This window comes from Vibrio sp. JPW-9-11-11 (genome assembly GCF_013369335.1).
Lineage (GTDB): Bacteria > Pseudomonadota > Gammaproteobacteria > Enterobacterales > Vibrionaceae > Vibrio.
The window spans coordinates 712,995-738,463 of the sequence record NZ_SZQJ01000005.1; the positions used below are offsets into that span (position 1 = coordinate 712,995).

The following is a 25,469-nucleotide window of genomic DNA, read 5'->3' on the forward strand; positions in this document are numbered from 1 at the left end:
GTCACTTATAAAAAATAAAATCGGCTTTTTTAGCGATTTATTATAAAGCAGATTGCTGAGTTTAATGGGTGCTGCTATAGTTCACACCTGCAATATATGATTTGGTTGCATTTTAAACAAACCATCTCATATCAGAGCATGAAATCGAGTAGCCCGTTAATTTAACAAAATGCAGCACACGGCGTAAGACATTTTCACAATTAACACTCTTATCGTCCTACTCATCGCTCATCATGTTGAGTGTTTACCGCCACTAATGCGGCTCACAAGCGACACGAGAAACGCTTGTGAGACTGAAGTGCCCGAGAGCATCCCTCCAGCCGGGAGGCTGCACAGATTAAGCCATGGGATCAGGCACCATGACAGCGATAACAACGATAAGAACCAAAAACAAAGAATGACAACGAGATTTATCAATGAAAAGAATGTTAATTAACGCAACTCAAAAAGAAGAGTTGCGTGTTGCTTTGGTTGATGGTCAGCGCTTATATGATTTAGATATCGAAAGCCCTGGTCACGAATCAAAGAAAGCAAATATCTACAAAGGACGTATCACTCGCATCGAACCAAGCCTAGAAGCGGCTTTTGTTGACTACGGTGCAGAAAGACACGGTTTCCTCCCTCTCAAAGAAATTGCCCGCGAATACTTCCCTGAAGGTTATACTTACCAAGGCCGTCCAAGCATCAAAGAAGTGCTTACGGAAGGTCAAGAAGTCATCGTACAAGTTGAAAAAGAAGAACGTGGCAGCAAGGGCGCAGCTCTGACCACATTCATCTCACTTGCAGGCAGTTACCTCGTTCTGATGCCAAACAACCCTCGTGCCGGTGGTATTTCACGCCGCATCGAAGGTGATGAGCGAACTCAACTTAAAGCGGCACTGAGCACCCTTGAACTGCCACAAGGCATGGGTTTAATTGTGCGCACAGCTGGCGTTGGTAAGAGTGCTGAAGAGCTTGAATGGGATTTAAACGTACTGATCAATCACTGGGGTGCGATCAAGCAAGCGTCAGACGCCAATGCAGCGCCTTTCTTGATTCACCAAGAAAGTAACGTCATCGTTCGCGCGATTCGTGACTATCTACGCCGTGATATTGGTGAAATCCTTATTGATAGCAACACGATTTACGAGCGTGCTCTTGACCACATCCGTCTGGTTCGTCCTGACTTCGTCAATCGAGTCAAGAAGTACGACGGTGAAGTGCCGCTATTTAGTCACTACCAAATCGAAAGCCAGATTGAGTCCGCTTTCCAACGTGAAGTTCGTCTTCCTTCTGGTGGTTCAATCGTGATTGATCCAACAGAGGCACTGACTTCTATCGATATCAACTCAGCTCGCGCAACCAAAGGCGGCGATATCGAAGAGACAGCACTCAATACCAACCTTGAAGCGGCAGAAGAAATTGCACGTCAATTGCGTCTGCGCGACTTAGGCGGTCTGGTCGTTATCGACTTTATCGATATGACACCAGTGCGTCACCAACGCGAAGTTGAAAATCGCTTGCGTGACTCAGTAAGAATGGATCGCGCTCGCGTTCAAATTGGCCGAATTTCTCGTTTTGGTCTGCTTGAAATGTCGCGTCAGCGCTTGAGCCCATCTCTCGCTGAGGCCAGCCATCATATCTGTCCTCGCTGTACAGGCACAGGTGTGGTTCGTGATAACGAATCACTCGCATTGTCGGTATTACGCTTGATTGAAGAAGAAGCACTGAAAGACAACACCGCGCAAGTCGTTGCGGTTGTTCCTGTACCCATTGCCTCTTACCTGCTTAACGAAAAACGTCGTTCAGTTAATCACATTGAACGTATTCAAGAAGTTAAGATCACGGTCGTACCGAATTCAGAAATGGAAACGCCTCATTTTGACGTTATCCGTGTCAGAGATGGTGAGCAGTTCGATCTTCTCTCTTACCTATTGCCACAGAAACTAGAGGCAATGAAAGAGGCTGAAGGCAAAGAGCCATTAGAAAACGAGGCGAAACCGAAAAAGATTGAAGAGCCAGCTCTGAAAGGGTTCGCTGCGCCATCGCAATCAGCGCCAGCGCCAAGTGCTCCGGCAACGCCAAAAGCGGTTGAGAAAAAGCCGAAAGTGGTTGAATCTCAAGGTTCACAACCTGGCTTAATGAGTCGCTTCTTCAAAGCATTAGGTAGCTTCCTGTTTGGGTCTTCAAAAGAAGAAGAGAAACAAGAAGAACAGCAACCTAAAGAGCGCCGCGAAGGCAACCGCAACAATCGCAATCGTCGTAATCGCAATGACAACCGTCGCCGCAATAATCGTGATAATCGAAACGAGAACCGTGACGATAAACGCGATAATAAGCGCAAGCACGCACGTGATGAAGCGTCTAACGAAGCGAAGCCAAACGAACGTAAGCAACAAAACCGTAAGCCTAAGCAAGATCGTCGTAATAAACGTGATGAAGTAAAGGCAAGCAAAGTTGCTGAAGAAGGGTTAAAACTAGCCGCCGACGCACAACAGAGCGACAAGCCAGATACGCGCAAGGAACGTTCGGAAGAGAAAGCCGCCAAAGTGAAAGAGCGTCGTCAACGTCGCAAGCTTTCCAAACAAGTTCGCGTCAAGGACCAAGCCGCTCAAGCTAACGCTGATGAAAAAGCGAAACAAGTTGCAACAGAAGCAAAGGCAGAATCTTCCGAAGAGAAAGCCGTTGAGACTGTCGAAGAGGGGACAGAGGAACAGCCTAAACAACGTCGTAACCGTCGCTCTCCTCGTCATCTGCGTGCAAGTGGTCAACGTCGCCGTCGCGGTCGTGATCGTCGCCCTAACCCATTCCGCCTACGTAAAGGTGGTGTAGCTTCTCCAGAGATGGCAATGGGTAAAGTAATGCCAAGCTACGGGATTACTAAACCAACGCACAAACCGAAGAAACAAGAAACTGCAGCGCAAGCGACCTCGACTCAAGTGACACTTGGTGGATTCGCCTGCCCAGAGATGGCGATGGGTAAAGTGATCATTCGTCGTGAGCAACCTGTTATTGAAGCACAGGTAGCACCCACTATAGAACAACCGAAAGTCGAAGCTTCAGTCATTGAAACGCCTGTTGAAAGCAAAACGACTCGTGTTGATTCAGTACAGGTTGAAGAACCAGCCAAAGTGGTGACTGAAGAAGTAGCAGTTGACTCAGTTAATACTGAAGCTTCTATCGAGATACCAGAAGCGAAGGCGCACCAGCGTCAGGTCGCTGAGGATAATACTGAGATAGTCGTTCCAGCATTCAAAGGTCACGCGTGTGCGCCTATGGCAAAAGCACCAGGTTCATCAGAGCTAAAAGAGATCACTGTGAACGCAGCACCTCTTCGCACTGAACGTTACCAAGCAAAAGGTGCAGGAAGCCAAGTGGCTCGTAACCAAGCGGGCGCGGCTATGACCAAACCTCAGTTCTAATGAGCCTTTAAGTGAAAAAAGCCTCTACCTCGGTAGAGGTTTTTTTTATCTGTAGCACCGCGACTCAATCAACAGATAAGTGATAGCAACGCTTTCACTGTGATTGATTCATCACAAATATTGTTCAAAACTTGTATCAATCTTGAACTTAATCACACTTTTCGGTAGCATGCGCCGTCTCGATCTGAATTGCTATATTTAGTCTACCCTGCTCTTTTACATTGCATTCTGCCCTTTGGCGACTAAATACCATTCAGAACTCTTTTAAACTCTTAGCCAAACTGAGCAAATATGTTTGAATTTCCTCAATTTTCTAAACACTCTGTTAAGAACGACCTTCTTTCGGGTCTGACCGTAGCCCTAGCGTTAGTACCAGAAGCCGTCGCATTCGCTTTTGTTGCTGGTGTCGACCCTATGGTTGGTCTTTACGCCGCATTTATCGTTGGTCTGGTCACATCTATCTTCGGTGGTCGACCTGGTATGATTTCAGGCGCAACGGGAGCGATGGCCGTCGTAATGGTGTCGTTGGTTGCCATGCACGGAGTGCAATACTTGTTTGCTGCAGTGTTACTCGCAGGTATCTTGCAAGTCGCTGCTGGCCTATTCAAGCTTGGTAAATTTATCCGTATTGTCCCGCATCCGGTAATGATTGGTTTCGTTAACGGGTTGGCGATTGTTATCTTCCTTGCTCAGCTTGGCCAATTCAAAGCCCCCGACATCAATGGCATGCTAACTTGGCTTCCACAAGACCAAATGATGTTAATGCTTGGGTTAGTCGCACTCACCATGGCAATCATTCACTTCTTGCCTAAGTTTACTACCGCGGTACCTTCATCACTGGTTGCGATTGTGACCGTCACGGCACTCGTTGTTGGGCTGGATCTCGAAACCCGCACCGTTGTGGATTTCTTACGTACTATGTCGGGTAATGAAGCGGCTACCCTAGCAGGTTCACTGCCTACATTCACAATTCCGGCCGTTCCACTGACACTTGAAACGCTGCAGATTATTTTGCCTTATGCAATTATCCTAGCCGCTATTGGTTTGATTGAATCTCTACTGACTTTGACGGTTCTTGATGAGATGACCAACACCCGCGGGCAATCTAACCGTGAATGTATCGGTCAGGGCATGGCGAACATGACCTGCTCTGTATTTGGAGCTATGGGTGGTTGTGCGATGATTGGTCAGTCCATGATCAACGTTAACTCTGGTGGTCGTGGTCGCCTGTCTGGAATCGTTGCCGCCGTCGCCTTGTTGATGTTTATCTTGTTTGCATCTTCTCTCATCGAGATGATCCCACTGGCAGCTCTAGTCGGTGTAATGTTTATGGTCGTGATTGGTACCTTTGAATGGGCGACTTTCAAGCTAGCACGCCGTGTTCCTAAACAAGATTTCTTTGTGATTGTTTTAGTGACCGTGGTAACAGTACTCACCGACTTAGCCATTGCCGTATTTGTGGGGGTTATCGCTTCTGCCTTAATGTTTGCTTGGCAGCACGCGAAGCATATCTACGCGGATACACGTATCAACGACGAAGGCTCTAAAGAGTACAAAATTCATGGCCCCGTATTCTTTGGCTCTGTTGCTAACTTCCTAGAGATTTTTGACGCTCATGGCGATCCACAAGATATCATTGTTGATTTTGCTGACTCTCGCGTTACCGACCACTCTGCGATTGAAGCGATTGAAACCTTGGCTGAACGCTACACTGCGCAAGGTAAGACACTGCACTTGCGCCATCTAAGCCAAGACTGCCGTAAGCTACTAGATAAAGCAGGCAGTTTAGTCGAGATTAACGTTAAAGAAGACCCAAGCTATAAAGTCGCGACAGACGTATTGGCAGGCTAAGCAATCACGTAAACAGAAAAAGGGCTTCCTAGTGGAAGCCCTTTTTTATCACAATAGTTTATTGAGTTTTTCACCCATCAGATCCAAACGCCACCCTTGCATCACATCTGGGAGTTTGGCCGGATCCCTATCTTTTTTCCACACCCAACTGATCAACTGATTCAGTTGCTTTTTCGAAGCCAGAAACTCTGTGGCCAAGCCGCTCGCTTGAGAGGCTTTCTTGACTTCATCTTTCAGTACTTTAAAGACCTGCTTGTATCCAGGAAGATCCATCAGACGCTCAATCTTATCTGGGTAATCGTCCACCGATGTCATTTTAGCGGATTTAACCAAAGCGATAATACGTGTACTGTGACGCTGAACAGCACGCAGATCCATGCCTTCCTGTTCCATCGCCTGACGGCTTTGAATCCCTTTTTTGGCGATGGTTAATAGATCATTTTCTTTGAAGACGAAGTTCAGTGCGAGATCACGACGCAGCGCCTCTTTCAAACGCCAACTAGCCAGCGGTTTTAGTATAGCCAGCTCTCTTGGTTTGAGCTGCCACGCCCCCTTTATGTCCAGGTAAGCATTCTCAGGGTGGTTTTGTTTAATGCGTTTACTCGCTAACAAATCGCTCTCTTGCTGAGCAGCTTGCCACCAGCCCGCTTGAGTGACTTTTTCATGCAATTGCTGGTACAAAGGCTCAAGGTAGTACACGTCTGCCGCTGCGTACTCTAACTGCTTTTGTGATAATGGCCTAGCTAGCCAGTCAGTTCTTGATTCGCTCTTGTCCAGCTCAACACCAAGGTACTCTTCGACCAGAGCAGCAAAGCCCGTCGATAAGCCATGACCAAGGAATGCAGCGATGAGCTGAGTATCTACCATCGGATATGGTAAACAGCCAAAGCTATTGTGAAACACTTCCAAATCTTCACCGCATGCGTGCAATACTTTGAGTACCGAAGTGTCTTGCAACAATTGCTTAAACGCACTCATGTCTTGAATCACTGTCGGGTCAATCAAGCTGAGCTCTTGGCCGTCAAATAACTGAATAAGCCCCAATTGCGGGTAGTAAGTACGGGTACGAACAAACTCAGTGTCTAACATCACGACATCCGCTTGACGAGCACGAGCGATAACACTGTTCAGTTGTTCCGATTCGGTAATAATTTGATAATTCACTAACTTCTCACTATGAGCGATTTGGGCATTAGATAAAAAATGCCGACTTGTTAGCCGGCATTCTATCACTATTCCTACCCAGTTGTTGAACGAACTTGATTAAGCTTGCTCTGCTGGCTTGGCTAGGTTGGCGTCGTTTTCTTCACGTAACACACGGCGCAAAATTTTACCGACATTGGTTTTTGGTAAATCCTCTCTAAACTCAACTAATTTGGGCACCTTGTAGCCCGTTAAGTGCTGACGGCAGTGAGCGATCACTTCATCTTTAGTCAAGCTTGGGTCACGTTTCACCACATACACCTTAACCACCTCACCCGATACTGGGTGTTCTTGGCCAATCGCGGCGACTTCTAGCACCTTGCCGTGCAAGGCGACCACATCTTCAATTTCGTTCGGGTAAACGTTGAAACCAGAAACGAGGATCATATCTTTTTTGCGGTCAACAATATGAATCAAGCCTTCCTCATCAAACTTCACGATGTCCCCTGTCGATAACCATCCTTCGGCGTTAATCACCTCTTTAGTCGCTTCTGGGCGTTGCCAGTAGCCTTGCATCACCTGCGGGCCACGAACTTGTAACTCTCCGACTTCAGTATTGGCTAGTGGCTGCCCCTCATCATCGACGATACGCACTTCGGTTGACGGGACAGGCAGACCAATCGCTCCGGTATAGTCTGTGAGATCATAAGGGTTGCCAGTCACCAGCGGAGAACACTCCGTTAAACCGTAACCTTCAAGTAGATGGATACCGGTAGTTTTTTTCCATTGCTCCGCGACCGCTCGTTGCACAGCCATCCCTCCGCCAACTGCGAGTTTGAGGTTAGCGAAGTTTAGTTCGTGGAAGTCTTCGTTGTTAACCAAAGCATTAAACAAGGTGTTCACCCCAGTAATCGCGGTAAACGGATACTTTTGTAACTCCTTAACGAAGCCAGGAATATCCCGAGGGTTAGTAATGAGTAAGTTCTGGCCGCCCATTTCGATAAACAGTAAGCAGTTTACCGTTAACGCAAAAACGTGATAGAGCGGCAGTGCCGTCACGACCAACTCTCGACCTTCAGACAACACGGGCCCATATGCGCCCTTCGCTTGCAGAACGTTAGCAATCATATTGCGGTGAGTCAGGATCGCCCCTTTTGCGACACCAGTCGTACCGCCAGTATATTGCAAGAAGGCAATATCATCGCCCGACATAAAGGGTTTCACGTATTGTAAGCGTCGGCCTTTGTGCAACGCCTGACGCATAGAAATCGCGCCCGGAAGGTCGTACTTCGGCACCATGCCTTTCACATACTTAACCACAAAATCGACTAAGGTGCCTTTCGCGCGTGGCAGCATTTGACCCAGACTGGTCAGTACCACGTGCTTCACTGGCGTGTTGTCGACGATCTGCTCAAGCGTACTAGCGAAATTAGATACGATAACGATAGCCGTAGCATCAGCATCGTTAAGCTGATGTTCGAGCTCGCGCGGCGTATACAAAGGGTTCACATTGACCGCAATCAGCCCCGCACGCAGCACGCCAAACAGGGCCACCGGGTATTGAAGAAGGTTAGGCATCATTAACGCAACGCGGTCACCCTTCTTTAGTTTGAGTTCGTTTTGTAAATAAGCAGCAAAAGCACGACTGCGCTCTTCCAGTTTACGGAAAGTCATTACCGAGCCCATATTCATAAATGCAGGCTGGTCAGCGTACTTGTGTACCGACTGTTCAAACATCTCAACTAAAGATGGGTATTGATCTGGGTTGATGCGCTCAGGCACATCACTTGGATAACGCGATAACCAAGGTTTATCCACGGTGAAACTCCTCGAAATTAACTGGCTGTCATCGACGTGAAAAGCTCTATTTTTATAACTCGACTATTACAGCACAGGGCGGCACTTTGAGCACGAAACACTCAAACACTTGTTTAAATTTTGTTAACTAAGCCAAAAATTAGGTTAGATACTCTAGAAGGGGACTGCAGGTGGCAGTGATGTCCGCCATTGACCCGAACAATTTGGGTACAACTTGGCACATCTACTTGGATTGACTGTAAATATTCAAAACCCTGTTCACCAAGAATGGTCAGTTGAGGGCACTCTACCCGTTGACGAAAGCTCTCTGCATGCTGAAACGACATTCGATACAATGACTGACTTTGCAACTTGCTGTCATGACGCCATTGCCAGCCGTTCTCTCGTTGAACGATGCCACGCTGAACGATAGGAGCAATTAAATCTACGTCGATTTGGTTCACTTTCGCGCGCCGTTGCAGCGCATCTTGTAGTGAGTTCATCGCTCGCACAGGTTTGCGACGAATTCTTTGACGACTTAACACTCCCTCACGTAAACGCGAGACAGTGAGATCACTGCTTTCAGCTAACGGTCCGTATCCTTCTATCTGAACGAGTCCACTGACTTGCTCAGGAAAGGCGGCACTATAGCAACTTGCAATCAAAGCACCAAGCGAATGACCTACCAACACCAGTCTGTTTGGCGATAAGTTAGCCAAAAGTTGGTAAACATCATCAATATAGTCGTGAAATGGGTAAAAATTGTGGCTATCTTTATGGCTAGACAGGCCATGCCCGGGTAAATCGATTGCGCAAAGGTGTAGATCGGGCGCGAGTGCATGTAGCTTAGCCATTAACGTCGTAAAGCTGGCCGCGTTATCTAACCAGCCATGGAGGAATAATAATGTGGTCTCACAATCCACGCTGCCGTACTCAAGTGCTGCAACATAGCCGGTCCCAAGTGAATACCGATTCTCAACTGGCTTCATTTGACTTCTTTAATAACCTTGCCGTGAGTGTTGTTCAAATTTGAACGCCGACAGTGGAGCCCAAAACAGGGTTCGAGATAACTGTGAGTTTCATGCACTATCACGCGCTCTTCAATACGCCATAAATGGAAGCCCGTCACGTTCATGACCGGAAAGTCATATTGATATTGCCCGACTAAACCTTGTTCGCGCCCTTGGCTATTACCAATGAATGAAATCAAGCGGCCTGGCGCCAGCGTCACCGGATCAGCAAATCCATCAATGTAAGCGACAAAACGCCCTTGTGGCTCTTGATTGATATCTGGTTTTCCTGCTGAACTTATAGGGAGGTTCACCACCTCGACCCGAGTGCGTTGTTGCAGGTTGGCAACACTGGCCACCACGCCGCCCAAGCGGACTTGATTGGATGCTTCAGTATTGGCTTGCCAAACCGAGTATTCGGTAATCAGATCGGGATTATCAGACTTGAGAGGGTCTGGAAGGCTACTGCACCCGGCGAGCATAATAAGCGCAGCGGACAAGAGAATACTGTTGAAAAGAGGCTTGTACATGAGAGTGTGAACTATCGATTTAGATGTAAATATCGACACCGAGCATCTGGGAAAGTTCATCACGTTTGGCTTGATTGAGTACATCCATATACTCCTGCATGGCTTTGCGCCCACGCCCTTCGGGCAAGTCATACTGCACCTGCGCTTGATGCAGTTCAGACTCGCTCACATGACGAATAGAATGGGCAACCGCGTTTGCCACCTTGCTGGGTTGGCTAACCGGTGTTTTATCTTGGGATTGATTGGCTTGATTCTTTTTACTGGCCTTGTTTGCGCGATTGGGGCCAGGAATCGAAGCAGGTAATCCGTTAATTGAAACCATACTGTCCGCTTTTGGTTAAGGGTATATTATTCACGACCCGGCAACTTTTTCCACGCGACCGTATCACGCAGATAAACAGGGCTCGCTTGCTCGACATCGACCGTATTGCCATTAATAAACTCGACGCGAGCCAACTGGACGATGTCTTGTGCATCAGGAAACAACACCTCACTCGGCTGAGTCTCAAATGCAACGCCTTCAAGCTCATCAGAATAGGCTTGCCAGCCAGTGCCCACTCGGTACCAAGATAGCGTATCAGCTTGACTGTTTTGTGCCACCAACTGAGGAGGCATCACACACTCTTCGTCTTGTGCCGCCCAACTGCCATCTTCTTGACGCACATAACGAGCCCAATACACTTCACTCATTCGCGCATCAATGGCTGTTGCGACCTGCTCTGCACCATGCAGACGGTATGCTCCTTGTGCCATCGCGGCTAACGTTGAGACGCCAATCATGGGTAAATCAGCACCAAACGCTAAACCTTGTGCAATACCAATGCCAATACGCACACCAGTGAAACTACCAGGGCCACGGCCAAAGGCTAATGCGTCAAGCTCAGCGAGCGTTAATCCTGCCTCTTTGAGTACTTCATCCACCATAGGTAGAACTTTTTTGGTATGGTCACGCGGCGCAACTTCGCTGCGCACATAGACTTTGTCGTCGACTAAAAGCGCGACCGAACAGTTTTCGGTCGCCGTATCTAGAGCAAGAATCTTTGCACTCATTGGGATCTCTAATTTTTGATGGGTCATTAATGTTCAAGGAATTCTTGTACCACAGCCAAATCTCTTGTGCGTGGTATCGGTGGCAAACTCGCCAAGAAAACACCGCCGTATTCACGGGTGACTAAACGGTTGTCACAAATGATCAACGCGCCTTTGTCCTTTTTATCACGAATCAGTCGCCCAACGCCTTGTTTTAAGGTGATCACAGCATCTGGGATCTGCACTTGAGCGAATGGGTCGCCCCCTTTTAGCTGGCAATCTTCAATCCTTGCTTTGAGTAAAGGGTCGTCAGGCGCTGTAAACGGCAGTTTGTCGATGATAACACAGCTAAGGGCGTCACCTCTAACATCGATCCCCTCCCAAAACGCTCCAGTCGCGACCAAGAGCGCATTGCCTAGCTCCATAAACTCTGCCAACGTTTTCTGTTTGCTGGTTTCACCTTGCATCAAAACCGGAATATTCAGTGTTTGACGAAAGCGTTCACCAAGCTCCTTCATCATGCTGTGAGAGGTACACAAAAAGAAACAGCGCCCCTGGTTTTTCTCAATCACAGGGCTAAGCATGGACACAAGCTTATTGGCCATTCCTGGGTTATTGGGCTCGGGCAAATATCTAGGCACACACAATCGCGCTTGGCTTTGATAGTCAAACGGACTCGGTAGTGACATTTGAGCTTGTGGCTTGAGTCCAAGACGCGAAGTAAAGTGACCAAAGTCATTGTTGACCGCTAACGTTGCCGAGGTGAAAATCCACGCGCCTTGCTTGAGCTCAATCTGCTCATGAAACTTGTCTGCCACACTAAGCGGGGTAATATGCAGGCTAAAATGCCTCGGCGTGGTGTCGTACCAGTACGAGTAACCGGTAATCGATACATCGCACACTCTATCTAGTCTTGCCTTGATGGTGTTTGCGCGCTCAAAGGCGCTATCGAGCAATTGACTACGGCCGAGCGCTAGTTTAAGCACTTCAATCACAAACTCTAGGGCTTCTTCAAGCCTGCGCAACTCACGTCCTATCGAGGGAGACGTTAAAGCCTCGCGCCAGTTGCCGCGAAACCCTGGTTCACCAAGAACAATTCTCAGATCCATAGCGGTTTGCAGTAGCTTCTCACCTGCTTTTTGCAACTGACGCATATCTTTCGCTTCGGTCCGATAGGCGATCTCAATGTCTTTGCTTAGCTCTTGTATTTGACGACTCGACAGCGACTGACCAAAGTATTGACTGGCAATGTCGGGGAGCTGGTGGGCCTCATCAAAAATGAACACTTCGGCTTCTGGAATTAACTCACCAAAACCGGTCTCTTTTATCGCTAAATCGGCCAAAAATAAGTGGTGGTTAACCACGACGACGTCTGCGTCCATGGCCTTTTTCCGCGCTTTTAGCACGAAGCAATCTTGATAACTGGGACACTCTTTACCCAAGCAATTATCATTAGTAGAGGTGATGGTGGGAATAACCGGGCTGTCTTCAGCAATCGCATCGCACTCGCCCAAGTCACCGCTTTTGGTTTCAGACACCCAACTCCGTACTTTAACTAGTTGACTCAATAACGTTGGATCAGCGCTCTGATTATGGCTCTCAACCATCTGGCGACTCAACCTATCCAAACACAAGTAGTTAGCTCGCCCCTTGAGCAATGCGACCTGACCATAAAAGCCTAGCGCGTCAGTCATCAAAGGTAAGTCGCGATGAAACAATTGCTCTTGTAGGTTTTTCGACCCGGTACTAATGATTATTTTTTTGCCACTAAGTAGCGCTGGCACTAGGTAAGCAAATGTTTTTCCGGTTCCGGTTCCGGCCTCGACAACGACTTGGGTCTGCTCTTTAATCGCTTTGGCGACCGATTCTGCCATATCGACTTGCGCCTGACGCGGCTGGAAACCTGCAATGGCTTTGCCCAGCGCGCCTTGCGCTGAAAAGGTCTTTGAGATCATGGGGCTGTATAAGTTGGGACAAGAAAGGGGTAATTATGGCAGTTTTCACACAGCGGCGCGAATAGGATTTTCGCGCCGCTGTGAGCGAAGAGGTTAACGTTTATTGAGATACCGGTTGAGCCAAGCGGGGCCTGAGAAACCGTCTTGATCCGTGTCTGTCATCGCGCGAGCGGCTTCACTAGGAGACGCTTTGTTCTCCCACATTTGATCGAGAATGTCCTCATCTAATTCTTTGCCACCAGTGAGAGCGCTCACACGCTCACCATATAACTTACGGGCTAATAGCTCTTTATCCATAAATACCACCTAGAAACACGCTAAACAGAGCAACAACTTCAATCAAATCGCTGAGCCAAACGGTTAACTCAGATTATTTGTTGAAACCATTTCAATATTAGTTTAATTGTAGCTTCAATAATGCGGGTGAGCTCACCGTTCGGGTTACCCCAAAAAATTCATCATACGAAAAAAATAATTCACGGAAGTTTTAATAAAATGGAAAAGAAAACACTATTGACACACTGTACAGACGCACCGGGATTGATTTCAAAGATCACCAACATCTGTTACAAACACCAACTCAACATCATCCACAACAACGAGTTTGTCGACAACACCAGTGGCCATTTCTTCATGCGCACCGAGCTAGAAGGCTACTTCAACGATGACACATTACTTGCCGACTTAGATCAAGCGTTACCGCAAGGCGCCAAGCGCACACTCAAAGGGTCTGACCGTAAACGAATCGTTATCTTAGTCACCAAAGAAGCCCACTGTTTAGGCGATATACTGATGAAGAACTATGACGGCAGTCTAGATGTTGAGATCGCAGCCGTGGTGGGCAACTACGACACCTTGCAAAGCCTGACCGAAAGGTTTGATATTCCTTACCATCATGTGTCACATGAAGGACTCAATCGTGAGGAGCACGAAAAAGAGATGCTCAAAGTGATTGACCAATATCAAGCAGACTACCTGGTACTTGCGAAGTACATGCGCGTACTAACACCTTCTTTTGTCGAGAAATATCACCATAAGATCATCAACATTCACCACAGTTTCCTACCTGCATTTATCGGTGCCAAACCGTATCAACAAGCGTATGAACGTGGCGTCAAAATCATCGGCGCAACCGCCCATTTCGTGACCAACGATCTCGACGAAGGCCCGATCATCAAACAAGATGTGATTCCTGTAGACCACAACTTTAGCGCCCAAGATATGGCGCAAGCAGGACGCGATGTCGAGAAGAACGTGCTCAGTAAAGCGCTCAACAAAGTACTCAATGACCATGTATTTGTTTACGGGAACAAGACCGTCATTCTCTAATCGCATCGATTAAAAAGGCCTCCACGTTGGAGGCCTTTGTTTCATTTCCATGTGGCTAGAGTTTTACCGCCAACTCAACGCCCTGCTTGATGGCCCGCACAGCGTCAAGTTCTCCGGCGTAATCCGCCCCGCCTATCACGTGTAGCTTGTCGCCCAGCAGATGCCATTGGTCTTCAAACGGCCTTACCGACTCTTGCCCAGCACAGATAACCACGCTATCGGCCTCTAGCAATTGCTGTTTGTTGTCGAGGCTAATGTGCAAACCCCGCTCATCAATTTTATCGTAGCTCACGCCCCCTAACAGGTGCACACCGCGCTTTTCTAGAGTACGTTTGTGAATCCAGCCTGTGGTTTTACCGGGTCCTTTACCCACTCGCCCTTTACGGCGCTGCAACACCCATACTGTTTTATCACTCACTGAGTCAGGATACGGATAAAGGCCGCCTGGGTGGGCAATCTCTTTGTCGATACCCCATTCATGTAGCCAGTCGTCAAGATTGTGCCCAGCGGGTTCGGTTAGCATGGTTGCGACATCGACACCAATGCCCCCCGCACCCACAATCGCTACCTTGTCACCCACAAAAGTCTTCTCTTTAATTAGCGTTTGGTAATCGACCACTTTTTCTGGTGTGTCGATACCTGGAATAGCCACTTTACGCGGCTCAACCCCCGAAGCCATCACCACTTCATCATATTCCGCCAGCAAGTCATAATTAGCGTCAGTTTCTAAATGCAGCTTAACGCCAGTCTCATCGATGCGATTGGCAAAATAACGAATCGTTTCTCTAAACTCCTCTTTACCAGGAATCTGCATCGCCAAACGGAACTGACCGCCAATACGGTCATTGCGCTCGAACAAGTCCACATCATGGCCTCTCTCCGCCAGAGTGGTGGCACAAGCCAGGCCAGCAGGCCCAGCACCGACCACCGCGATGTTTTTCTTCACTTCAGCAGGGGTAACAACCAGTTCGGTTTCGCGACACGCCAACGGGTTTACCAAACACCCTGCACGCTTACCCTTGAACACATTGTCTAGACAAGCTTGATTACACCCAATACAAGTGTTGATCATCTGCGACTGATCCTGCTCAGCTTTAATAACGAAATGCGGGTCGGCTAAGAAAGGACGAGCCATGGATACCATATCGGCTTGACCACTCGCCAAGATTTTTTCGGCTTCTTCTGGGGTATTAATTCGATTACACGTAACGATGGGAACGTTGACATGCGGACGAACTTTGTCGGTGACCCAAGTAAACGCGCCGCGAGGCACTTGGGTCGCGATGGTCGGAATACGAGCCTCATGCCAGCCGATCCCAGTATTAATGATAGTAACGCCTGCTTTTTCTAGCTCCTTAGCGAGTGTCACCACTTCGTCAAATGTACTGCCTTCTTCGACTAAGTCGAGCATAGAGAGACGGAAGATGATGATAAAATCTCTGCCTGCCGCTTGACGAATTGCCTTAACCACCTCCAAAGGAAAGCGGATTCGGTTTTCGTAACTGCCACCCCATTCGTCGTAACGGGTATTGGTACGCTTACAAATAAACTGGTTGAGCAAGTAACCTTCAGAGCCCATCACTTCTACCCCATCGTAGCCCGCTTGCTGGGCAAGAGTGGCACTGTTGGCAAACGCTTCGATGGTGTTGTTGATTTGACGCGTGCTCATTTCACTCGGTGCAAAACGCGCGATCGGAGCTTTAATCGACGAAGCGCTTTGTGCGAAGGGATGCATGGCATAACGACCCGCATGCAACAATTGAAGTGCAATTTTACCGCCATGCTTATGGACAGCTTGTGTAACGACTTGATGCGCTTTGGCGTGTTTAGGCTTGCTAAACTCGGCACTGAATGGGTGTAAGCGACCGCGTAGATTCGGAGAAAAGCCGCCTGTGACAATTAAGCCCACACCACCTTTGGCGCGCTCTTCATAGAAAGCCGCCAGCTTTCCTAGCCCCTCTTTATGCTCTTCAAGACCGGTATGCATTGACCCCATCAACACTCGATTACGTAATTGAGTAAATCCAAGGTCCAATGGTTTAAGTAGATTTGGGTACATGGCAGACATCACTAAACTCTTTTTTATTATCGTGGTCTGACCAGAATAAAATCAACGTAATTAAAAATCAAACAACCGTTTACATTTTTGTAACACCGATCAATCTCCGGTTGTTTGGGTATACGAGTTTAAGTAGGATGTAACTTATCTGAATTTATAAGGTCTTACAGCGAATAAGCCTTTAACTGCGGCAAACGCAGCGGAGACACAATGAAAAATATGTTTAAGTTTATCGGCATGCTGTTCAAAGGAGTTTGGAAACTACTCTCCTTTATCCGTGTGGCGCTCGTCAATTTGGTTTTTCTGGCGAGTATCGCCGCTATCTACTTTATCTACACCAGTGCCGATACGCCGGTGCCTACCGTGTCAACTAAATCGGCGCTTATTCTCAATATCACAGGTCCGATTGTCGAGCAGTCGAGTTATGTGAATCCGATGGACTCTGTCACCGGGTCGCTATTTGGTCAAGACTTACCAAAAGAGAACGTTTTGTTCGATATCGTCGACACCATTCGTCACGCTAAACAAGACGACAACATCAGCGGTATTGTCTTAGCGCTGCGAGATATGCCCGAGACCAACCTAACTAAGCTGCGTTATATCGCCAAAGCGCTGAACGAGTTTAAGGCGACGGGTAAGCCTATCTACGCGCTTGGTGATATGTACAACCAGAGTCAGTATTATCTCGCAAGTTACGCCGACAAAATCTACTTAGCGCCCGATGGTGCCGTGATGCTCAAAGGGTATAGTGCGTACTCTCTCTATTACAAAACCTTGCTAGAAAACTTAGACGTCAATACGCACGTATTCCGTGTCGGCACATACAAGTCTGCGATTGAGCCTTTTGTGCGTGACGATATGTCGAACGCCGCTAAAGAGTCTGCCTCACGCTGGTTAGGACAATTGTGGGGCGCATACATCGACGACGTAGCCGCCAATAGACAGCTGCAACCTGACGCCTTAACGCCCGACATGGATGAGTTCCTCACTCTACTGAAACAAAACAACGGCGATTTAGCCGCCCTATCGCTCAATGTCGGCCTTGTCGATGCGCTCGCGACGCGCCAGCAAGTCCGCAAAGAGCTGGTTGAAGTGTTTGGCAGTAATGGCGAAGACAGTTACAACTACGTCGATTACTACGAATATCAAACTACCATGGTGCCAAAACTGAAACTCGCCAGTGATGATATCGCTGTCGTGGTCGCCAGTGGTGCGATCATGGATGGCTCTCAGCCACGTGGGACTGTGGGTGGCGATACGGTGGCCGCTTTGCTGCGCCAAGCACGCACCGACAATAACGTCAAAGCGGTCGTTCTCAGAGTCGATAGCCCTGGCGGCAGCGCGTTTGCTTCAGAAGTAATTCGCAATGAAATCGATGCGTTGAAAGCAGCAGGCAAACCCGTGGTCGCCTCCATGTCTAGCTTGGCGGCCTCCGGCGGTTACTGGATTTCGATGAGCGCTGATAGCATCGTCGCGCAGCCAACAACCTTAACTGGCTCGATTGGTATCTTCAGTGTGATCACGACGTTTGAAAAAGGATTAAATAAACTCGGGATCTACACCGATGGTGTCGGCACCTCGCCATTCTCAGACGTCGGCCTGACCACAGGCCTATCAGAAGGCGCCTCGCAAGCGTTTCAAATGGGGATTGAGCACGGTTACCAACGCTTTATTAGCTTAGTCGGTCAATCGCGAAATATGTCTTTAGACCAAGTTGACGACGTTGCACAAGGCCGTGTTTGGACCGGACAAGACGCGCTGAAGTTTGGCCTGGTCGACAAGATTGGAGATTTTGACGACGCCGTATCCCTCGCTGCAGAGCTTGCCAGCCTTGAAGACTATAACTTGTACTGGGTTGAAGAGCCGCTGTCGCCTGCACAGCAGTTTATCCAAGACTTTATCAATCAAGTTCAGGTCAAGCTTGGGGTGGACGTTAGCTCGTACCTACCTCCTTCGCTGGCGCCACTGGCGCATCAAGTTCTGGCTGATGCCGACCTATTGCAAAGCTTTAACGACCCTAAAGGCCATTATGCCTTTTGTCTCAACTGCCAAATGCAATAGTCGTACTTAAATTCAGCGCTTAGCGCTTATGTTAAGTGACAAATACGAGGGGGGATTCCTGTGCGAGATCCCCCTTTTTATTGGCTTCGATTAAGCTATAATCCCTCGCTCTGTTCCCCCTACACAACAACTGGTTTCAAGCAATGGCAAGAAAACATATTTATATCGCCTACACAGGCGGTACCATTGGGATGCAAAAATCCCATGATCACGGCTATGTTCCAGTCGCTGGCTTCATGGAAAAACAGCTCGCGAGCATGCCAGAGTTCCATCGGCCGGAAATGCCGGAATTTACCATTCATGAGTACGATCCTCTGATCGACTCGTCCGATATGACACCCGCCGATTGGCAGCAAATTGCTGATGACATTCGTGATAATTACCACAACTACGACGGTTTCGTTATCTTGCATGGCACCGATACCATGGCTTACACCGCCTCTGCTCTGTCATTTATGCTGGAGAACCTCGGTAAACCGGTCATTGTAACTGGCTCACAAATTCCTCTTGCCGAGCTGCGCTCGGATGGCCAAGCCAATTTACTCAATGCCCTACATATTGCCGCTAATTACCCCATTAACGAAGTGACGCTGTTCTTCAACAATAAGTTAATGCGCGGTAACCGCAGCACTAAATCGCACGCCGATGGTTTTAACGCTTTTACTTCGCCAAACCTACCGCCACTGCTGGAAGCAGGCATCAACATCCAAATTAGCAGCGATGTGCGAGTAGACGAAAAACCACAAGGCGAGTTCAAAGTGCACGACATCACACCACAACCGATTGGTGTGATCACCATGTACCCTGGCATTTCGCATGAAGTGATTCGTAACACCTTACTGCAACCCGTCAACGCCATGATTCTATTGACCTTTGGCGTGGGCAATGCCCCGCAAAACCCAGAACTGTTGGCGCATCTAAAAGATGCATCACAGCGGGGTGTGATTGTAGTTAACCTGACTCAGTGCTTGGCCGGAAAAGTCAATATGGGTGGCTACGCTACCGGCTGTGCATTAGCCGAAGCTGGGGTAATCAGCGGTTACGATATGACGCCTGAAGCGGCGCTGGCCAAACTGCATTATTTGCTCAGCCAAGGCTTAAGCTATGAGCAAGTAAAAGTAAAAATGCAGCAAGTGTTGCGCGGTGAGATGAGCATTTAAAACCTGCAGTTAGCTAGAGAGGAACCTCTCAACCACTAGACGCGATTCAATGAGGCGGCCAAGTTGGCCGCCTTTTTTTAGTTAGACGAGGCGGTCAAAGTGACATCACTGTATGTTGAATACGCATCAAGCATCACGTAATAGGTCCCCGTTTGAGCTTGATCAAGACGACATGTCTCTGTATTCCCGTTACGATAAGGCCTGCAGTCCCAGTTGGATTTTGTTGCTGGCGAACCATACTTCACGTACAGATCAACGTCCCCACTTCCTCCTTGTGTCGTAATAGTAAGATCTTTGACGTCGTTCAACTCGAACGTATAACTCTGCTGACTAGAACGCGCCCCTGAGAGCCCAGCTTTGGGAACGCCATCCACAAGCGCGTTATCATTCGGATCGTCAATCGCATTGGCCATTTCAACCACATAAGACAAGCCCAGCTTGGTAAACTTCACAGCGTGAGCACCTGTTGGGTCGGAGTTTTCCAATGTGTCTTGCGACGTGTGAATGTTGGGGTTGTAGTCGTTAAACTTGGACTCAAATGGCATCGCTGCTGAATAACCCACTTTGTGCCAAGACGCATGGTCAGAGCAAGCGTAACCACATTGGTCATAGCCATAAGTCAACTCGGGAATGTATTCATCAATTAGGCTTGCTAAAAATTGAGTTAGATTGCTGTCGGTGTAATCTGTAATAAATACAATGTCTTCTGTTGAACCTTGGTAGTTAGTCATATCCAATTGAAGAACAGAGACAACGTTTTTCCCCTCTGATTTGTAGCGATTCGCTATATCTTGAGAGCCTCTTAAACCAACTTCTTCAGCGGCATAGGCCATAAAAGCAACGGAACGTTTGGGCTGAAAGTTGTTTTCTGATAAAACACGAATCAGTTCACTGACGCTGGCGATCCCAGAGGCGTCATCATCCGCACCAGGCGCTATAGACTGTTCGTTGGTACGCGAACCAATTGTTGAATCTAAATGGCCCCCTACCACGACCCATTCATCAGGTTTCTCAGTACCCTCAATGGTTAACACTACCGATTTTTGATTGTAGCCGCTGTGAGCAATCTGCTCTACGTTGGCTTGAGCCATACCAGAAGTCAAACTACGCCACTCATTCGCAATCCAGTCCGAAGCTTGTGCGCCCGATGTAGTGGTGTAAAAGCGGTTGTTGAAACTGGTTAAGGAACGAATGGTGTTGGTTAGCTGACTAGCACTAACATAGGGTAACCATGTATTAAGCGTTGTCTGCTGGGTAAGCTTAGGTATCGAAAATTGAGAAAGGCTTTGTGGCATGACACTAGCGGCCATCGCACTTTGTGCCGATGCGTGAACCATGTAACCACCACAGCGATGATGCTCTTCATGCATATTATGCGAAAGCTGTGCAAGTTCCTCGACGTTAACTTCGCCGACCCATACATCACCACTACTTGCTAGTGATTGAGGCAGCACCGATTGGGCTCCCGATTTGGAAACCGTTTGAGCGGCATCAGCGCCAATCGATATCCAGACCTTATCTTCTGCATAGGCATTGTTATATGCGGACATTAAAGCGATTGCCAACAACGTTTTGGTATATTTCATTATCCTCTCCATGGGGTTATAAGCCCTTACAAGTTAGAATAATTATTCCAATAACGAGAATTATTCGTTTTACATCAAGGTGTATCTAAAATTTGTCATTAAGTCATCAATAACAAACTATATAGAATATAATCAAGGAGATAAGTGGTCAGAAAACGAGATCGTTCTCTGACCATTTCGGTTAGTTTCTTGTCGCGCTGAGCTCTACACCTGAAAAGCTATTGTAGGCTCTCAACATAATGTACAAGTCTTGATTTGAGGCTATTGCGGTGCAGGATTCATTGTTACCTGAACGATACGGTCGGCAATCGAACTCGCCCGTTGTCGGCTGTGAACCAGAACGAACATATAAATCCGCATCCCCCGCACCTGAGCTTATGGAGACCGTAATCGGCGTGCTTCTATGTTCCGCTTTCAAAACCAGCATGGTCTGTTCGCCTTTAGCGAGCGATAAATCACTTATCGTTTGACCTGGGGTTAGCTCTTGAATCGCTGGCGGCGTTTGATCTATAGACCCGTCAGGTAAAGTGTTATTAAAGAACGTCGCGACTTGTGGCCAGATTTTACTGATTTTTACCCCTTGATTTTCGCAGCCGCCGAAGTGATGCAGTGCAATCGCTTTGTTGTCGGAGGTATTAAGCACCGGCGAGCCAGAAGAGCCGCCTATCGTGTCACACAAATAACCAGTGTCTGTATTTGAGCCACGGCCATTCGCTGAAGCGACATCAATTTGACATAACCCAGAGCCATTTTTGTCACTTTCAATCGCCAGCTCTTTAGGGTTACCCGCACCATGTTGAGGAATATAAATACCCTGCCCATATACCGGTTCGCTTGCATCAAGCCCCAAATAACCAAATGACTCTATCTTTCCAAAGTCATCAACTGAGAAGAGTGTGTAGTCGAGGGTATAGTCAGTACTAAACAGCTCATTGCCCATCACCTTAACCGTGGCCGACAGTGAACCATTGCAGGTGCTACGCTGATAGTTGAACCATACTTCGGTCTGCTTTAATTCTGATTCAGTACTCACACAGTGATTATTGGTAAACAGCTTGTTGTCCGGACCTACACGCCAAGCTGTACATAAGCTTCGGCCGTTAATCAGCAACCTAGCAACAGGGCTTGACCAAGCCACTTTCTCTGGGTAGGAATCTTGCCAACATGCTACGTCCTTGCGCTCATTGATGCCACATGTAGAGAGCGACGAGACGCTATCCTCAAACACAGCGCTATCTTCATCTCCTGCGGTGTAAAAATCTATGTGGAACCGCCCTATTTCACCTTTTGAGTTCGGCGTAAGTTCAATATCGACACTCTCACCAAATATTGATTGCGCGTACCAATTGGTCTGGCTTTCTGTATAGATCACGCTTTCATGCCCATCTGCAGAGCGTAATGTTAAAGCGCTGCCTTTGGGTAACACCAGTGATGCAAAATGAAGCTTAATGAACTGAGCGCCTTTATACTCGACACGGTGTGTTGAACGCTCAGACTGTATCGACGACAAGTCAACTTTCACTTCCTTTGCAATAACAGGAAGCTGAGTTTGTGAGTAGGCAACGGGTGTTAAGAGAAAAATTGAAGCCAAGCCAATATAACGTAGTAAGTTTTTCATTGTGTTTCCTTTTGTAATTAAGGTTCCATAAAAACTTACGCACTAAACACAAATATGCAAACAAGTTCATATCAGTGTTTGAGTAAAGCATTCTTGACAGGGCGTGAACTGTTCTATTAAATCAATAAGTTAAAAAAAAGGCGACTCGTTGAGTCGCCTTTTATCTATGCTTCAAACACGCGATTCGATTAACCGATGTGCGTTGCGCCGCCCATGTACTTCTGAAGTACTTCAGGGATTGCGATGCGGCCATCTGCTTCTTGGTTGTTCTCTAGAATAGCGACCATTGTACGACCAACTGCTAGACCAGAGCCGTTTAGCGTGTGTACTAGCTCAGGTTTCTTCTCGCCTTTACGACGGAAACGCGCTTGCATACGACGAGCTTGGAAATCCCACATGTTTGAACAAGATGAGATCTCACGGTAAGTCTCTTGCGCTGGAACCCAAACTTCTAGGTCGTAAGTCTTACGTGCACCGAAGCCCATGTCGCCTGTACATAGCACCACTTTGCGGTAAGGAAGCTCTAGAAGTTGTAGCACCTTCTCAGCGTGACCAGTGAGCTCTTCTAGTGCGTCCATTGAATCTTCTGGACGAGTGATTTGTACTAGCTCAACTTTGTCGAATTGGTGCATACGAATCAAACCACGAGTATCACGGCCGTAAGAGCCTGCTTCAGAACGGAAACATGGCGTGTGAGCGGTCATCTTAAGTGGTAGGTCCGCTTCGTCAGAGATCGTATCACGCACCATGTTAGTTACTGGCACTTCAGCAGTCGGAATAAGAGAGAGTTTACGCGGCTCTTCGTCGTTGACTTTCTCTTCTAATGGCTCAGTGTGGAACAGGTCTTTACCAAATTTTGGTAGCTGACCTGTACCAAATAGGCTGTCAGAGTTCACTAGGTACGGTACGTACATTTCTGAGTAACCGTGCTCTTCAGTGTGAAGGTCTAGCATGAACTGGGCAATTGCACGGTGTAGACGAGCAAATTGACCTTTCATCACGATGAAACGTGCACCAGTGATTTTAGTCGCGCTCGCGAAATCAAGACCGCCACCCATTTCACCCAGATCAACGTGATCTTTAAGTTCGAAGTCATAAGTTTTTGGCTCACCCCAACGAGAAATCTCTACGTTGTCTTCTTCATCTTTACCGTCTGGTACATCGTCAGCAGGTAGGTTTGGCACCGATAGCGTGATCTCTTCAAGCTTTGCCATTACTGCATCAAGTTCCACTTTTTTCGCGTCTAGATCGCTACCAAGTGTACCTATTTGCTTCTTAATCTCTTCTGCGCCTTCTTTGTCGCCAGCCGCCATTTTTTGGCCGATCTGTTTGGAGATGGAGTTACGCGTGGATTGTAAATTTTCAACTTCTACTTGAATCGACTTACGTTGCTCTTCAAGTGTACGGATTGTCTCTACGTCTAGCTTAAAGCCGCGACGTGCTAGTTTTGCAGCTGTTTCATCCAGCTCTGTACGAAGTAATTTAGAATCCAGCATTGTTAATCCTATGCTTTTTAGTGGTGAAATCGCACTCAACCAAAGAGCTTGAGCGCTAAAAGTGTTAACTGGATAAATGTATCTAAAATGGCCGCTTATTCATAGCGCTTTTGTGGGCTTTTTGCGTCTAAACTAGCCAAGTAATCTAACTTTTCGCCAATTTTCGTTTCTAAGCCTCGGTTGGTCGGTTGGTAATAGCGAGTCTCGGCCATTTCTGGGGGAAGATACTGCTCACCAGCGGCGTATGCGCCGGGCTCATCATGCGCATAACGATATTCAGCACCATAGCCAAGGTCTTTCATCAACGAGGTCGGTGCGTTACGCAAATGCGGCGGCACTTCGTATTCAGGCAGATTGTGAGCGTCGCGCAGAGCTTGCTTCCAAGCGGTATAGACAGCGTTGCTCTTTGGCGCGCAAGCAAGATAAACAATGGCTTGAGCAATGGCTCTTTCTCCCTCAGCGGGACCAACGCGAGTAAAACAATCCCAGGCAGACAATGCCACTTGCATGGCTCTCGGGTCCGCATTGCCTACATCTTCAGAGGCAATGGCGAGTAAACGCCTAGCGATATAAAGCGGGTCACAGCCAGCCGCAATCATTCGCGCCGACCAGTAAAGGGCGGCATCTGGGTTAGAACCGCGAATCGACTTATGGACTGCAGAGATTAAGTCGTACCAAATATCGCCTTTGTTATCGAAGCGAGAGACTTTCTCACCAGCGACCTCTGCAAGTAGTGGTAAGGTAATCACCTTGACACCTTGGGCGTCTTCTTCCGCCATATCGTAGAGTAGTTCAAGATAATTAAGCGACATCCGCGCGTCACCATTGACTAACTCTGAAAGCCTATCGAGGACCCCTTCAGCAAAAGATGCTTCAACCTTACCTAAGCCTCGTTGTTCATCATTGATCGCTTGTTGCAGTGCCAAACCAATATCTTGCTGAGAGAGCGAGGTGAGTTTGTACACGCGGGCGCGTGACAGCAATGCGTTATTGAGCTCAAAGGATGGGTTTTCTGTGGTGGCACCAATGAAGGTCACGGTGCCATCTTCGATATGAGGAAGAAAGGCATCTTGCTGCGATTTGTTGAAGCGATGGACCTCATCCACAAACAAAATTGTGCGGCGCCCCGCTAACTTGTTCTCGCGTGCTTTTTCAATTGCGGCTCGAATCTCTTTGACGCCAGAAGTGACAGCAGATACACGTTCAACTTCTGCGTTGGCGTAGTTTGCAGCCACTTCAGCCAGTGTCGTTTTCCCTGTGCCTGGTGGCCCCCATAAAATCATGGAGTGAACATGACCCGCTTCCAACGCTCGTCGCAGCGGTTTACCGACGCCGAGAATATGCTGTTGACCAATATATTGGTCGAGCGTTTCTGGGCGCATTTTAGCAGCTAAGGGACGAAAGTCTTCGTCCCCTGAAAAATCAAATGAGAAATTACTCACTT

Annotated in this window: 18 protein-coding genes; 5 read left to right on the top strand and 13 right to left on the bottom strand. The window is 47.9% G+C overall.

Going from position 1 to position 25,469, the window contains the following annotated elements; all coding sequences use genetic code 11:
- The first annotated feature begins 416 nt into the window (after window positions 1-416).
- Window positions 417-3,401 (top strand): ribonuclease E, encoded by a 2,985-nt coding sequence (gene rne / locus FCU94_RS08945; RefSeq protein ID WP_176288188.1) that lies wholly within the window; start codon window positions 417-419, stop codon window positions 3,399-3,401.
- Between the two features lie 291 nt (window positions 3,402-3,692).
- Window positions 3,693-5,252: a SulP family inorganic anion transporter gene (locus FCU94_RS08950; protein ID WP_176288189.1), complete on the top strand. Its 1,560-nt coding sequence runs from the start codon at window positions 3,693-3,695 to the stop codon at window positions 5,250-5,252.
- Between the two features lie 48 nt (window positions 5,253-5,300).
- Here FCU94_RS08950 and rnd read toward each other — a convergent pair whose 3' ends face one another.
- The 8 genes from rnd to FCU94_RS08990 all read right to left on the bottom strand — a co-directional run bounded on the left by rnd (window position 5,301) and on the right by FCU94_RS08990 (window position 13,013).
- Window positions 5,301-6,416 carry a ribonuclease D gene (gene rnd / locus FCU94_RS08955; RefSeq protein ID WP_176288190.1) on the bottom strand — a complete coding sequence of 372 codons (1,116 nt, stop codon included), beginning with the start codon at window positions 6,414-6,416 and terminating at the stop codon, window positions 5,301-5,303.
- 99 nt (window positions 6,417-6,515) lie between these two features.
- On the bottom strand, window positions 6,516-8,213 hold the full coding sequence (gene fadD / locus FCU94_RS08960; protein WP_176288191.1) for a long-chain-fatty-acid--CoA ligase FadD: 1,698 nt from the start codon (window positions 8,211-8,213) through the stop codon (window positions 6,516-6,518).
- Between the two features lie 113 nt (window positions 8,214-8,326).
- Window positions 8,327-9,181 (bottom strand): alpha/beta fold hydrolase, encoded by an 855-nt coding sequence (locus tag FCU94_RS08965; RefSeq protein WP_176288192.1) that lies wholly within the window; start codon window positions 9,179-9,181, stop codon window positions 8,327-8,329.
- Window positions 9,178-9,732, bottom strand: coding sequence for a Slp family lipoprotein (locus FCU94_RS08970; protein WP_176288193.1), 555 nt, complete (start codon window positions 9,730-9,732; stop codon window positions 9,178-9,180). Before FCU94_RS08970 ends, FCU94_RS08965 begins: the two co-directional genes overlap by 4 nt.
- A gap of 19 nt (window positions 9,733-9,751) precedes the next feature.
- Complete coding sequence (locus tag FCU94_RS08975; protein ID WP_176288194.1) at window positions 9,752-10,054, bottom strand: chromosome partitioning protein ParA; 303 nt, start codon at window positions 10,052-10,054, stop codon at window positions 9,752-9,754.
- A 26-nt stretch (window positions 10,055-10,080) separates the two neighbouring features.
- Window positions 10,081-10,782, bottom strand: coding sequence for a tRNA (adenosine(37)-N6)-threonylcarbamoyltransferase complex dimerization subunit type 1 TsaB (gene tsaB / locus FCU94_RS08980; protein ID WP_176288195.1), 702 nt, complete (start codon window positions 10,780-10,782; stop codon window positions 10,081-10,083).
- A gap of 26 nt (window positions 10,783-10,808) precedes the next feature.
- On the bottom strand, window positions 10,809-12,716 hold the full coding sequence (locus FCU94_RS08985; RefSeq protein WP_176288196.1) for an ATP-dependent DNA helicase: 1,908 nt from the start codon (window positions 12,714-12,716) through the stop codon (window positions 10,809-10,811).
- A gap of 93 nt (window positions 12,717-12,809) precedes the next feature.
- A complete protein-coding gene (locus FCU94_RS08990; RefSeq protein ID WP_176288197.1) occupies window positions 12,810-13,013 on the bottom strand; it encodes a hypothetical protein in 204 nt (67 codons plus the stop codon).
- Window positions 13,014-13,211: 198 nt separating this feature from the next.
- On the opposite strand from FCU94_RS08990, the gene purU reads away from it, so the two are divergent.
- Entirely contained in the window at window positions 13,212-14,045 is an 834-nt protein-coding gene (gene purU / locus FCU94_RS08995) for a formyltetrahydrofolate deformylase (protein ID WP_176288198.1), read from the top strand.
- A 55-nt stretch (window positions 14,046-14,100) separates the two neighbouring features.
- Here the strand turns inward: purU and FCU94_RS09000 are convergent, their stop codons facing one another.
- Entirely contained in the window at window positions 14,101-16,113 is a 2,013-nt protein-coding gene (locus FCU94_RS09000) for an NADPH-dependent 2,4-dienoyl-CoA reductase (RefSeq protein ID WP_176288199.1), read from the bottom strand.
- Between the two features lie 201 nt (window positions 16,114-16,314).
- Here FCU94_RS09000 and sppA point away from each other — a divergent pair, with 201 nt between their 5' ends.
- Both sppA and ansA read left to right on the top strand, forming a co-directional pair.
- Window positions 16,315-18,165 (top strand): signal peptide peptidase SppA, encoded by a 1,851-nt coding sequence (sppA, locus tag FCU94_RS09005; RefSeq protein ID WP_176288200.1) that lies wholly within the window; start codon window positions 16,315-16,317, stop codon window positions 18,163-18,165.
- A 143-nt stretch (window positions 18,166-18,308) separates the two neighbouring features.
- Window positions 18,309-19,325, top strand: coding sequence for an asparaginase (gene ansA, locus FCU94_RS09010; RefSeq protein WP_176288201.1), 1,017 nt, complete (start codon window positions 18,309-18,311; stop codon window positions 19,323-19,325).
- Window positions 19,326-19,402: 77 nt separating this feature from the next.
- Here the strand turns inward: ansA and FCU94_RS09015 are convergent, their stop codons facing one another.
- From FCU94_RS09015 to FCU94_RS09030, 4 genes are all read right to left on the bottom strand, one after another.
- Window positions 19,403-20,911 carry a M28 family metallopeptidase gene (locus FCU94_RS09015; RefSeq protein ID WP_176288202.1) on the bottom strand — a complete coding sequence of 503 codons (1,509 nt, stop codon included), beginning with the start codon at window positions 20,909-20,911 and terminating at the stop codon, window positions 19,403-19,405.
- Window positions 20,912-21,092: 181 nt separating this feature from the next.
- The gene (locus tag FCU94_RS09020) at window positions 21,093-22,529 is read right to left on the bottom strand and encodes a serine protease (protein WP_176288203.1); all 1,437 of its coding nucleotides are present in this window, start codon (window positions 22,527-22,529) and stop codon (window positions 21,093-21,095) included.
- Between the two features lie 188 nt (window positions 22,530-22,717).
- Entirely contained in the window at window positions 22,718-24,025 is a 1,308-nt protein-coding gene (gene serS, locus FCU94_RS09025) for a serine--tRNA ligase (RefSeq protein ID WP_176288204.1), read from the bottom strand.
- Between the two features lie 95 nt (window positions 24,026-24,120).
- Window positions 24,121-25,467, bottom strand: coding sequence for a replication-associated recombination protein A (locus FCU94_RS09030; protein WP_176288205.1), 1,347 nt, complete (start codon window positions 25,465-25,467; stop codon window positions 24,121-24,123).
- Window positions 25,468-25,469 lie beyond the last annotated feature (2 nt).

What these genes read in the sequence shown, in the direction of transcription:
- rne (WP_176288188.1), top strand. Translation starts at nt 417, where the DNA reads ATGAAAAGAATGTTAATTAACGCAACTCAAAAAGAAGAGTTGCGTGTT.
- FCU94_RS08950 (WP_176288189.1), top strand. Translation starts at nt 3,693, where the DNA reads ATGTTTGAATTTCCTCAATTTTCTAAACACTCTGTTAAGAACGACCTT.
- FCU94_RS08965 (WP_176288192.1), bottom strand. Translation starts at nt 9,181, where the DNA reads ATGAAGCCAGTTGAGAATCGGTATTCACTTGGGACCGGCTATGTTGCA.
- FCU94_RS08970 (WP_176288193.1), bottom strand. Translation starts at nt 9,732, where the DNA reads ATGTACAAGCCTCTTTTCAACAGTATTCTCTTGTCCGCTGCGCTTATT.
- FCU94_RS08975 (WP_176288194.1), bottom strand. Translation starts at nt 10,054, where the DNA reads ATGGTTTCAATTAACGGATTACCTGCTTCGATTCCTGGCCCCAATCGC.
- tsaB (WP_176288195.1), bottom strand. Translation starts at nt 10,782, where the DNA reads ATGAGTGCAAAGATTCTTGCTCTAGATACGGCGACCGAAAACTGTTCG.
- FCU94_RS08985 (WP_176288196.1), bottom strand. Translation starts at nt 12,716, where the DNA reads ATGATCTCAAAGACCTTTTCAGCGCAAGGCGCGCTGGGCAAAGCCATT.
- FCU94_RS08990 (WP_176288197.1), bottom strand. Translation starts at nt 13,013, where the DNA reads ATGGATAAAGAGCTATTAGCCCGTAAGTTATATGGTGAGCGTGTGAGC.
- purU (WP_176288198.1), top strand. Translation starts at nt 13,212, where the DNA reads ATGGAAAAGAAAACACTATTGACACACTGTACAGACGCACCGGGATTG.
- FCU94_RS09000 (WP_176288199.1), bottom strand. Translation starts at nt 16,113, where the DNA reads ATGTCTGCCATGTACCCAAATCTACTTAAACCATTGGACCTTGGATTT.
- sppA (WP_176288200.1), top strand. Translation starts at nt 16,315, where the DNA reads ATGAAAAATATGTTTAAGTTTATCGGCATGCTGTTCAAAGGAGTTTGG.
- ansA (WP_176288201.1), top strand. Translation starts at nt 18,309, where the DNA reads ATGGCAAGAAAACATATTTATATCGCCTACACAGGCGGTACCATTGGG.
- FCU94_RS09015 (WP_176288202.1), bottom strand. Translation starts at nt 20,911, where the DNA reads ATGAAATATACCAAAACGTTGTTGGCAATCGCTTTAATGTCCGCATAT.
- FCU94_RS09020 (WP_176288203.1), bottom strand. Translation starts at nt 22,529, where the DNA reads ATGAAAAACTTACTACGTTATATTGGCTTGGCTTCAATTTTTCTCTTA.
- serS (WP_176288204.1), bottom strand. Translation starts at nt 24,025, where the DNA reads ATGCTGGATTCTAAATTACTTCGTACAGAGCTGGATGAAACAGCTGCA.